The sequence below is a fragment of the Pseudoalteromonas sp. P1-26 genome (assembly GCF_001401795.1).
GTDB lineage: Bacteria > Pseudomonadota > Gammaproteobacteria > Enterobacterales > Alteromonadaceae > Pseudoalteromonas.
The window spans coordinates 1-10,689 of the sequence record NZ_LKDX01000027.1 but is presented as its reverse complement, the minus strand read 5'-3'; the positions used below and the strand labels follow the sequence as shown (position 1 = coordinate 10,689).

Here is a 10,689-nt window from a genome sequence, read left to right as displayed (position 1 = left end):
AAAAAATACTGTATTTATATTTAAAAACCCATTAACATCAAGAATAATTTATTCTAAAAACTAAATAAGCGTTTTGCTTTGGAGCTTGCTGTGTTAAATAAGTTTGCACTATCGTCACTGGTTATCGGATTAGGATGTTTCATGCCATTACAATCATCATTTGCTGAGTCTGCATTAACTTTAAAACAACAGTTAGGGCAAAAGCTCATGCTTGACCTACGTTATTACTGCGAGCAAGACCCGGGTGAACAAAAATGCCGTACACCGGTGACAGAGCTGCCAGCCGATTTAGCGAATATCATCACTAAACATAATATTGGTGGGGTGATTTTATTTGCAGAAAATATCGATACCGTGCCGCAAGTGATCAAACTTAATAATGACCTACAAAAAGCCGCTGCTAAGTCAGAGTTAGGCTTACCGCTGTTTATTTCGATAGACCAAGAAGGTGGCCGAGTTGCCCGAATTCCTCGTGATGTTGGTACGTCGTTTACCGGTAACATGTCGATTGGCGCAACCTATAAAGAACATGGTACCCACTTCGCGACTGAGTCTGCCCGCATTATTGCCGACGAGCTATTGGCACTGGGTGTTAATGTTAACTATGCCCCGACGGTCGATGTAAACATGAACCCGGATAACCCGGTTATTAACGTGCGTTCTTACGGTGAAGATCCGCAATTGGTTGCAAAACTGGGCGGTGCCCAAGTGGCAGGGTTTGAAAACAACGGCGTTATTTCGTCGTTAAAGCACTTTCCGGGGCATGGCGATACCAATGTAGATAGCCACACAGGCCTGCCAAAAGTAATGCATGATAAAGAAACCATTTGGCAGCAAGATCTCCCCCCTTTTAAAGAAATTATTAAAAACCAACAACCGGGTATGATCATGACGGCCCATATCCAATACCCTGCCCTCGACGACAGCACGTTTGTTAGTAAAGAAGGCAAAACCATGATCAAACCTGCAACGATGTCGCGCAAAATCATCACCGACTTATTACGTGATGAACTCGGTTATCAAGGTGTGGTGATCACAGATGCCCTCGATATGGCGGGGATCAGCCACTTTTTTGAACCAATTGAAGCGGTAGTAAATACCTTTGCAGCGGGTGTTGATATTGCCCTGATGCCAATCGAAATCAGAAGCCCTAAAGACTTAGCTGTGCTTGAAGCCCTGATTGAGCGATTAGAACAAGAAGTACAACGCGGCACGTTAAATGCCAACGAAATGAGTGCTTCTGCTACACGCATTTTAAAACTTAAAGAAAAGTTTAAGCTCACTTCGTTGCTTGATGACAAAGCAGCCATCAAAAAAGCGCAGCTTTTACTCGGTGATCAAAGCCATAGAAAAGTAGAAGCCGAATTAGCATTAGCTGCTATCACCGAAGTGAAAAACGAGAAAAACACCCTACCGCTTAGCATTAAATCGGGCAGTAAAGTGCATATTATTATGCCAGACACCCGCAAATGCTATGCTCTGCAGCAGGCGTTAATTGATAACACCGATAAGTTAATCAGCTTTAGCTGTACGAGTTTGCAAGGTTATGAGCCGCTTGCAACATTAAAAGAAATTAACGAAGCCGACATAATCATTGCCGCTAATGCGTCTCCAAAACAAAGTGCTGTTGAAGTTGGCGGGATGGATGATTTAGCTGATAACCCTGAGTTTGCAATTGCTAAATCCGATCAATCAGCGGCATTAGAATCATTGCTAAAACAAGCAAAATTAGCTCATAAAAAGACCGTATTTGTAAGCTTGCGTGCCCCTTACGATATTGCCCAATTTGGAAAATTTGGCGATGCTGTACTTGCCACCTATGCTTACAATATAGATGTAGATACAGATGAAAAGATTGCTGGCCCTGCATTTACAGCGCTGGCAAACGTTTTACTAGGGAAAGCCCCTGCTAAAGGGCAGCTGCCCGTTACTATTAATGACCTGAACTGAGTGTTATTGTAGCAACAATGGGCAAGTGTTAATTTCAAGGAGAGTCACATGCAAAAAAATGCATCTTTAACCACTCCAGCGGCTATTCGTAAAATGGTACGCGAGGGTGACTACACTGGCAATACATCGGGCTTTGCACCGGGCTTTGTGCAAGCTAATTTAGTGATTTTACCTAAACAATACGCGTTTGATTTTTTGCAGTTTAGCCAAGCAAACCCGAAAGCTTGCCCAATCATTGCAACTAGCCGCATACCGGGCGTTACCGATATGCCAACGGTTGGTGAAGACATTGATATTCGTAGCGACTTACCTCGTTACCGCATCTTTAAACATGGCCAAATGGTTGAAGAAGTGACCGATATTTCGAGTCACTGGCGCGACGATTTAGTCACCTTTTTAATTGGTTGCTCGTTCTCATTTGAAGAAGCGCTGATTGCCGCGGGTCTTGAGATCAGAAATATCAGCGAGCAAAAAAATGTGCCTATGTATGTGACCAATATGGCTTGTCAGAGTGCGGGGATTTTCCACGCCAATATGGTTGTGAGTATGCGCCCAATGAAACCTGCCGATGCCATTCGTGCCATCCAAATTTGCAGCCGTTTTCCAAGTGTACATGGTGCACCAGTGCATTTTGGCGACCCTGCAGCAATTGGCATTAAAGATATCAACAAACCTGAGTTTGGTGATGCGGTAACCATTAAAGAAGGCGAAGTGCCCGTATTTTGGGCCTGTGGTGTTACTCCACAAGTTGCGATTGCCAACGCGGCTCCTGATTTTTGTATCACGCATAGCCCGGGGCACATGCTGATCACCGATATTCCAAATAGTAAAATGGCAGCGTTATAAATGACGATGAAACTAAACTGCGACCTTGGCGAAAGCTTTGGCATGTGGAAAATGGGCTTAGACGAGCAAGTTATGCCACATATTGATATGGCAAATATTGCTTGTGGCTTTCATGCTGGCGATGCCGATGTGATGGCAAACACCCTAGCCCTCGCCAAGCAGCACAAAGTAATGATTGGCGCACATCCAAGTTACCCAGATAAGCAAGGCTTTGGTCGCCGTTCAATGGCTATGAGCGAAAAAGAGCTGACCAATTGCCTGCATTATCAAATTGCTGCAATTGATGGTATGGCTGCAGTACATGGTTTAACGCTCGAATACGTTAAGCCGCATGGTGCATTGTATAACGATATGATGAGTGACGAGCAAACGATGAATATCGTTATGCGCGCAGTGGCAAGTTATGCAAAGCCATTAAAATTAATGATTTTAGCGACCAACCAAGCAGCCAAACACAAAGTACAAGCAAACGAGCTTCAACTAGAACTCATTTTAGAAGCGTTTGCCGACCGTCAATACACAGACGAAGGTAAGCTTGTTGCACGTTCTTTAGCGGGCAGCGTACACGACAAAGCGGCACTAATGGCGCAAGTTAAACAGTTAGTTGCACATGGCACAGTCACTACACGAAGTGGTGAGCAGCTGGCACTTAATGCCGATAGCCTATGTGTACATGGCGATAATGAAGCGGGTATTGCGCTCATTCAAGAGATCAAAGCACTATGTCAGCAAGCCTAAGCGACGCTGCGCTCAGCCAACAAATTGAAACCATGATGGTTGAACAAAACCCGCGTGGAATGCAGCATTTATACGCAAAACAACTTACGGGTACGTATTTACGCGCAGCAAAACACCTTCATCAAGCACAAGGTACTGTGTTGATAGGTACGGGCTTTGCGGTTAACAATACTTTCGAAACCGATGGTCCTGTTGGTGCAATTGCACTATACAAAGTACTCGAAAAGCTTGATAAACAGCCCATTTTGGTTACTGGCAACCCCCTTTACAGTGCCTTGAAAAATGACTTTAACTGTTTTGAGCTGCCAATTAATAGCATTGATAATGCACACACTTTTAGTATTAAAGCCCTTGAGCAGCTAAAACCTGATTGTGTTTTATCAATAGAACGCCCGGGGCTTAACGAGCATCAGCGTTATTATAATATGCGCGGTATTGATATTTCGGAGCATTGCGGCTGCTTTGATTTTTTTGTAACAGAAGCACCTTGCCCTACCATAGCGATTGGTGATGGCGGTAACGAAATAGGCATGGGTAACCTTGCAAAGCATATGCAAGCGCTAAACATCACTCCTTGTTTAACTCCTTGCGATGAGCTGTTACTTGCCGATGTATCTAACTGGGCAGCATACGGACTCATTGCCTTTTTAAGTCGCTGGCATAACACCGATTTGCTGGCTGATATTGAGCCACTCAATATTTTGCATTACCTAAGTGAGCGCGGTAGTGTCGATGGCGTCACCCATAAAAATGAGCTCACCGAAGACGGCCTGCATGCAATGCATGGTCAACAATTAATAACTCGGCTTCGCCAACTTGGCGGCTTTACGACAGAGAATGAGGTTTAACAATGGGCACGGTATACCTAAACGGTGAATACCTTGGCGCTGATGAAGCAAAGATTTCACCAATGGATCGCGGCTTCTTATTTGGCGATGGCATCTACGAAGTGATCCCATCATACCAAGGCAAAATGCTTGGCTTTGGCGCACATATTGAACGTATGAATAACGGTTTAAACGAGCTTGAAATTAAGCTCGATTACAGTGCCGATACGTGGCGTAAAATCTGTAATGATTTATGCGAGAAAAACCAAGGTGATAACCTAGGGATATATTTACACGTGAGCCGCGGTGCTGATACTAAACGTGCCCACGGTTACCCAACTAATATTACCCCGACCGTATTTGCGTTTGCGTTTGAAATTCCAGCAGAGCCAAAAAGCGACATAGATAGCGCAACGACTTACACTGTATCGCTTGAACAAGACCGTCGCTGGCAACGTTGCCATATTAAATCAACGGCACTGCTTGGCAACGTTATCCATTACCAGCACGGTGCAGCAGCGGGTAACAAAGAAACCATTTTATTTAACCGCTTAGAAGAAATTACCGAAGCCAGTTCAAGTAATGTGTTTATTGTTAAAGATGGTGTGATCAGCACGCCACCACTTGATAACCAAATTTTACCGGGGATCACCCGCTGGTTAATCCTCAATATTCTTCACAGTTACAGTGACTTTAACGTGCAAGAGCGCATTATTAGTAAAGAAGAATTACTTGATGCCGACGAAGTATGGATCACCAGCGCCACTAAAGAAGTTGGCCCAGTTGTAAAAGTAAATGGCAAGTTAGTTGGCGATGGTAAGCCTGGTGCAGTTTGGCAACAAGTGCAAAGCTTGTTTACCAAGCATAAGTTTGATTACTAATTTAATTGCAGTTTAAAACAAACGCCTACTTAAAGTAGGCGTTTTTGTTTTTAATGTTATTTAGTGCTTATTTTATCAAATGGCCAAACTTGCAATAGGCCATCACTGGTTTCTGAATATAGTTGCTTACCATCGTAAGCCACACTCAGTACCGACGTTCGCTGGCGCTGTTGTTTAGCTTCGTATTCTGCGATTAATTCACCATCTGCAACGCGATATAAACGCATCTTCATTTTTGGTGAGCCCGTTAATAGCCATTTATCTTGATTAATAAATTGCGATGCAGTGAATTCAATAAAGTTAGAGTATGAGGCCACTTCTGATAGCTCTTTTTTATTAGCTAAATCAAAAAATACACGATCATCAACCGAGTCAATTGCAAAGCCCAAGCTTGCTGTTTTATTTAAAGTAACGTGATTCACTCTGGTCGCTAAACGCTCTTCAAAGCGAGTGCTACCATCACTTGTTGACCAAAGCTTAACGTACTTGTCGCTTGAGCCGGTAAACGCCCACTGCCCATCAGCCGATAACGCCACGCTATTGATATCTAAACGATGAATATCAAAACGCTTAGTATCGCCTGTGCGGGTATTTATTACCTCAGCCTTGCCACTACGATAAGCGATAACCAACGTATCGCCTACGGCTGAAATAGCGATGTCTCTGGCGATTTCTTGCCCGGTAAGCCAAGTACCAATACTACGCCCAGTGCGAGTATCGTATAAAGTCACCGATAATCGATTTGAAATGAAAAAACGAGATTTGTTAGCGCTAAAGCCTGCAAGCTCAACATGTTCAGCGCCCTGCCCTGTTATACAATCGTATAGACGCGCTTTTAACTGATTATCCCAAACGCACACCTCAGATTGGGTTGCCACTAACGCGTGACTCGCATCCTCGGTTAGCGCCGTAGCACTTAGTAGCTCATTGCCATGGGCAAATTCGCTACTAGCAGGGGCAGTAAACACCTCACCTCCACCACAACCCACAAGACTCAGTGCAAATACACAAGCAAGAGGTTTAAAAAGTTTCGACGTCATGATCATTCTCAATTTTTATAATTATTTTTGTATTGGAGCAGTGTAATGAAAATAAGCGGAAGTTGGTAGGGGAACTAGCTGTCAGCTTTCAACCGTCAGCCATCAGATTAAAAGTCGAGATGCGAGGGACGAGGTGCGAGATGCGAGGTAGGAGGTGCTTTAGCGCCGAACAACAGCTTCCTAATCACAGCTTAAGATTACCCTACGCTTTTCTTGTAGGCGTGAAATTTATTTCGCGCGAAGCGCTGGCAGTTGTGCGATGCAGCGGCGCGCCATGCGAGCATGGCGCTTACTCAAAACGATTATTGGTCTGTTCTGCTCACGATTTCGTAGCCTTCAGCTTCATAATCATTGATGCATTTTTGAAATTTATTTTGAAGTTTTATTTCATCAAAAAAGCCTAGTGAGTATGCATCACACTTTACTTTCATATGTTCACTGTTTTCCAAAACCGCATTTAGTTTGAGCTCAGCAAAACCAAATTTATAGGCTAATTCTGTAAACTGTGAATACAGAACCAAAAGCAGTACAGCAAGAAGGGTAAGGGTTAGCGTATTTTTCATTTTTATTTCCTTTAAAAGTGTTGGTAAAAAGACTGGAGCAATTATCGAACCAACAATATAACCTCATATAAATCAATACAATAAAGTATTCACGCAAAAGCATAGTTGATATTTCCACCAATAAATAGTGAAAAAGACAACTATTTCCTAAAATAAATACAACTTTGGAGTGGTGAGTGTTTTTAAGGCGCGAGGGCCGAGATGTGAGGAAGGGGGTGCTTTAGCGCCTAACAACAGCTCCCCCATCTCTACTTACGATAACCCCACGATTTTCTTGTAGGCGTGAAATTTATTTCGCGCGACTTTTTGCGACTTGTAGGTCGTGCTTTAGCGCGTTTTCTAAAAAGTTCGCTTTGCTTACCATGAGATCTATTGTTCTAGTTAGTGCTTGAAACAGATTCACAATTAACAGTCGATTTTTTTGATGTTTCTCTATTCAGGTGAAAACTCAAAAGCAATGACTACTTCGTTATATTTTAGCTGACTTAAAGTATTAGTAAAAAGTTCTAAATCATCCTCAGTCCCTTTAATTAACGTTACATCATTTTTACTTAAAAGGATCAGTGTTTTAGAAAATAAAAATGCCATACATTCAAAACGAATAGAATTTGAACCAGCCTCCTGGAATGGGCAAAATTGATTAAATATCTTAGCCCCATAAACACCATTTTCATTTTTAGCGTTTAGCCAATCAAAATTTGCACAAATGCACCAAAACTTAGCAACTTTCTTTATTTCAACTGATTCAGCCCCTAAAATTAATGCACCCTCAGCTATATTTGCAGAAATAACTTTTGGACAAGGTCCATTAGTACCAAAATACAAATTGCTTCTCTGAATAACATGCTCTTGCCAACTTAATGATTTGATATCACTCTGCTTATACATCAACCCACCTCTTTGTTAATAAACACATGATATATATCCCAGTCCTCTGCTATTTGTTTCTAGCCCATTATATACGGCCCCAGCTCTTCAGGTATCGAGTTTAAAATATCGAATAAAGGACTTTGCTTACTGAATGTAGAATAGAAGTTGCCAGATATTACACGATGTTACTGGCACGCCATGTAAGCATAGAGCCAAAGTAAAGTTAAGAGTTACGCGGCATAAAGCTACATAAGCTAGGCCCTGTTACCTAGAGCCTAGCGCCTGTAAACTTTACTCTTTCTAACTTTCCCCTTGCTAACTTTCTTTACCCATGCGTAAAACAAAACACATTAAGTTTGTTACCATCTAAGTCTCTAAAGTATCCCGCATAAAAGCCGGGCATTTCGCGTGGGCCGGGGGCGCCTTCGTCTGTGCCACCTAATTCTATGGCCTTCTTATAAAAGGCATCTACTTGGGCTGGGGTTTCGACTGCCAGAGCAATCATAGTGCCGTTACCTACTGTGGCTTTTTCATCGTTATAAGGTTTGGTAACCGCAAAACCGGGCTTATCTTGACCAGTGCTCCATGCCACAAAGCGGTCAGTTTCTAAAAAGCGCTCGGCGTTTAGAGTGGCGAACAATTCATCGTAATACTTTACTGCTTTAGCTAGGTTGTTAGTGCCTAACATGGTGTAACCTATCATTGTGTGCTCCTTACGTTTAAAAGTGTCTGTACTCAAAATAAAAGGGAAATGACCATCTGTCTATTGATTTCTCCATTCATCGCAATGGACTATATTTCTGATGGTTGTTACTTTATAACAGGTTAACACGCCCTAATTTCTGCTCACTAACAAGGAAATAAAATGAAGTTTAAAACGTCTTTAGCACTGCTTGCAGCAGCCAGCTTTTACAGCCATGCAGGAGCTAGCAATACCTTTCAACTTGAAAATGTTTTTGATCTTGAATACGCCAACCAAATAGAAATGACAAAAAATGGCGATACAATTTACTTTGTGCGTAATCGCATGGATATCAAAAGCGACCGTAAAGTCAGTAATATTTGGTCAGTAAACCCAGATGGTAAAACCATGCTACCGCTAACGTCTGGCGTGCATATGGATTACTCTCCGGTATTGTCACCAGATGAAACTCGTTTAGCGTTTATTTCTACCCGAGATGGTAGCAGCCAAATCTATGTAAAATGGTTAAAAACCGGTAACGTAGCAAAAATTAGTAACCTAACGCAAAGCCCTGGCGGATTAACTTGGACGCCAGATGGTAAACAATTGGTGTTTAGCCAGTTTGTGCCAGCAAAATCAGCAAGCCCAGTATCTTTACCGGGTAAGCCTGAAGGCGCTAAGTGGGCAGAGCCAGCTAAATATATTGACGATACCTTTTACCGTGCCGATGGCGGTGGCTACTCTGAAAAAGGTTATCGTCACTTTTTTATCATCAGTGCAACGGGCGGCAATGCACGTCAATTGAGCGCTGGTGATTTTGATCATGGTGGTGCTATTAGCTTTAACGAAAAAGGCGATGCGTTTTATTTTTCGGCTAATCGTTATGAAGATAATGAATTACACCCAACTGAATCTGAAATCTATAAACTTAGCTTAGCGGATCGTTCAATTACCCAAATAACAGACCGTAAAGGCCCAGATTCACGCCCAAAAGTCTCGCCAAATGGTCGTTATCTGGCATACACAGGCTATGACGACAAAAAGACTAACTATGAAAACAGCGACATTTATTTACTTGATTTGAAATCAGGAAAAACCTCAGTACTCACTGCTGATTTAGACCGTAGTGTCGAAGATATAAAATGGGATGATAGCGGCAGAGGTCTTTATTTTAGCTACGATAGCGAAGGCAAAACACACCTAGCTTACCAGCCGCGTAGTGGTAAACATAAGGTAATTACCTCAGAGATTGGGAGCGTCGCCTTTGGTCGCCCATATTCAGGTGGTGACTTTGATGTGAGCGAAGATGGTGAAGTTGCATTCACACTTGCAGATACCCAGCGTCCAGCTGATGTAGCATTAATTAAGCGTGGTAAAACCGCGCGTTTAACACAATTAAACGAAGATGCACTGGGCGACAAAGAGCTGGCTAAGGTTGAAGAAATTTGGGTTAAATCAAGCCACGATGGCTTGGCTATTCAAGGTTGGATTGCTTACCCACCGGGCTTTGATAAAAACAAAAAGTACCCACTTGTTTTAGAGATCCACGGCGGTCCTGTTGCAAACTACGGCCCTCACTTTAGCCCTGAAGTACAATTATACGCAGCCAAAGGTAATGTTGTGCTTTATATGAACCCGCGCGGCAGTGACTCATACGGCAAAGAATTTGCGCAAACAATTCATCATAACTACCCAAGTAATGACTTTGATGACTTAATGACAGGTGTTGATGCTGCCATCAATAAGGGCTTTATTGACGAGAGTAAGCTGTTTGTTACCGGCGGTTCAGGTGGTGGTGTTTTAACTGCATGGATTGTGGGTCATACAGACCGCTTTGCAGCAGCTGTTGTTGCTAAACCTGTTATCAATTGGATCAGCTTTGTACTAACTGCTGACTTCTACCCTTTCTTTGCTGACTATTGGTTCCCAGGTAAACCATGGGACAATATTGAACATTATATGAAGCGCTCACCTATTAGCTATGTGGGCAATGTAAAAACACCAACTATGCTGTTAACCGGTGAATCAGACTATCGTACGCCGATTTCTGAAACCGAGCAGTTTTACCAAGCGTTAAAGCTACAAGGTGTTGATACAGCGATGGTGCGTATTCCTAATGCCTCACATGGTATTACCGCGCGCCCATCAAACCTGATGACCAAAGTAGCCTATATTCAATGGTGGTTTGATAAACATAGTAAGTAGTTGCGAGTTGCGAGTTGCGAGTTGCGAGTTGCGAGTTGCGAGTTGCGAGTTGCGAGTTGCGAGTTGCGAGTTGCGAGTTGCGAGTTG

At 42.8% G+C, this 10,689-nt stretch carries 10 protein-coding genes; 6 read left to right on the top strand and 4 right to left on the bottom strand.

Going from position 1 to position 10,689, the window contains the following annotated elements:
• Positions 1 to 141 precede the first annotated feature (141 nt).
• The 5 genes from AN394_RS13615 to AN394_RS13595 are packed head-to-tail and all read left to right on the top strand — an operon-like array spanning position 142 to position 5,242.
• Positions 142 to 1,950 carry a glycoside hydrolase family 3 protein gene (locus tag AN394_RS13615; RefSeq protein ID WP_055021769.1) on the top strand — a complete coding sequence of 603 codons (1,809 nt, stop codon included), beginning with the start codon at positions 142 to 144 and terminating at the stop codon, positions 1,948 to 1,950.
• Between the two features lie 48 nt (positions 1,951 to 1,998).
• Positions 1,999 to 2,796, top strand: coding sequence for a putative hydro-lyase (locus AN394_RS13610; RefSeq protein WP_054563164.1), 798 nt, complete (start codon positions 1,999 to 2,001; stop codon positions 2,794 to 2,796).
• A 6-nt stretch (positions 2,797 to 2,802) separates the two neighbouring features.
• Positions 2,803 to 3,534, top strand: coding sequence for a 5-oxoprolinase subunit PxpA (locus tag AN394_RS13605; protein ID WP_055021792.1), 732 nt, complete (start codon positions 2,803 to 2,805; stop codon positions 3,532 to 3,534).
• Complete coding sequence (locus tag AN394_RS13600) at positions 3,519 to 4,382, top strand: glutamate cyclase domain-containing protein (protein WP_055021768.1); 864 nt, start codon at positions 3,519 to 3,521, stop codon at positions 4,380 to 4,382. The genes AN394_RS13605 and AN394_RS13600 overlap by 16 nt, the downstream gene beginning before the upstream one ends.
• 2 nt (positions 4,383 to 4,384) lie before the next feature.
• Positions 4,385 to 5,242, top strand: coding sequence for an aminotransferase class IV (locus tag AN394_RS13595; RefSeq protein WP_055021767.1), 858 nt, complete (start codon positions 4,385 to 4,387; stop codon positions 5,240 to 5,242).
• A gap of 56 nt (positions 5,243 to 5,298) precedes the next feature.
• Here AN394_RS13595 and AN394_RS13590 read toward each other — a convergent pair whose 3' ends face one another.
• From AN394_RS13590 to AN394_RS13575, 4 genes are all read right to left on the bottom strand, one after another.
• Positions 5,299 to 6,282: a WD40 repeat domain-containing protein gene (locus AN394_RS13590; RefSeq protein WP_055021766.1), complete on the bottom strand. Its 984-nt coding sequence runs from the start codon at positions 6,280 to 6,282 to the stop codon at positions 5,299 to 5,301.
• 302 nt (positions 6,283 to 6,584) lie between these two features.
• Complete coding sequence (locus AN394_RS13585; RefSeq protein WP_054553385.1) at positions 6,585 to 6,845, bottom strand: hypothetical protein; 261 nt, start codon at positions 6,843 to 6,845, stop codon at positions 6,585 to 6,587.
• Between the two features lie 432 nt (positions 6,846 to 7,277).
• Positions 7,278 to 7,733, bottom strand: coding sequence for a hypothetical protein (locus AN394_RS13580; protein WP_055021765.1), 456 nt, complete (start codon positions 7,731 to 7,733; stop codon positions 7,278 to 7,280).
• 307 nt (positions 7,734 to 8,040) lie between these two features.
• On the bottom strand, positions 8,041 to 8,418 hold the full coding sequence (locus AN394_RS13575; RefSeq protein ID WP_055021764.1) for a VOC family protein: 378 nt from the start codon (positions 8,416 to 8,418) through the stop codon (positions 8,041 to 8,043).
• A gap of 162 nt (positions 8,419 to 8,580) precedes the next feature.
• On the opposite strand from AN394_RS13575, the gene AN394_RS13570 reads away from it, so the two are divergent.
• Positions 8,581 to 10,602, top strand: a complete 2,022-nt coding sequence (locus tag AN394_RS13570; RefSeq protein ID WP_055021763.1) for a S9 family peptidase — start codon at positions 8,581 to 8,583, stop codon at positions 10,600 to 10,602.
• The last annotated feature ends 87 nt before the right edge of the window (positions 10,603 to 10,689 follow it).

Bases quoted from the DNA above. Each gene is read 5' to 3' on its own strand.
- AN394_RS13615 (WP_055021769.1), top strand. From the start codon at position 142: ATGCCATTACAATCATCATTTGCTGAGTCTGCATTAACTTTAAAACAA.
- AN394_RS13610 (WP_054563164.1), top strand. From the start codon at position 1,999: ATGCAAAAAAATGCATCTTTAACCACTCCAGCGGCTATTCGTAAAATG.
- AN394_RS13605 (WP_055021792.1), top strand. From the start codon at position 2,803: ATGAAACTAAACTGCGACCTTGGCGAAAGCTTTGGCATGTGGAAAATG.
- AN394_RS13600 (WP_055021768.1), top strand. From the start codon at position 3,519: ATGTCAGCAAGCCTAAGCGACGCTGCGCTCAGCCAACAAATTGAAACC.
- AN394_RS13595 (WP_055021767.1), top strand. From the start codon at position 4,385: ATGGGCACGGTATACCTAAACGGTGAATACCTTGGCGCTGATGAAGCA.
- AN394_RS13590 (WP_055021766.1), bottom strand. From the start codon at position 6,282: ATGACGTCGAAACTTTTTAAACCTCTTGCTTGTGTATTTGCACTGAGT.
- AN394_RS13585 (WP_054553385.1), bottom strand. From the start codon at position 6,845: ATGAAAAATACGCTAACCCTTACCCTTCTTGCTGTACTGCTTTTGGTT.
- AN394_RS13580 (WP_055021765.1), bottom strand. From the start codon at position 7,733: ATGTATAAGCAGAGTGATATCAAATCATTAAGTTGGCAAGAGCATGTT.
- AN394_RS13575 (WP_055021764.1), bottom strand. From the start codon at position 8,418: ATGATAGGTTACACCATGTTAGGCACTAACAACCTAGCTAAAGCAGTA.
- AN394_RS13570 (WP_055021763.1), top strand. From the start codon at position 8,581: ATGAAGTTTAAAACGTCTTTAGCACTGCTTGCAGCAGCCAGCTTTTAC.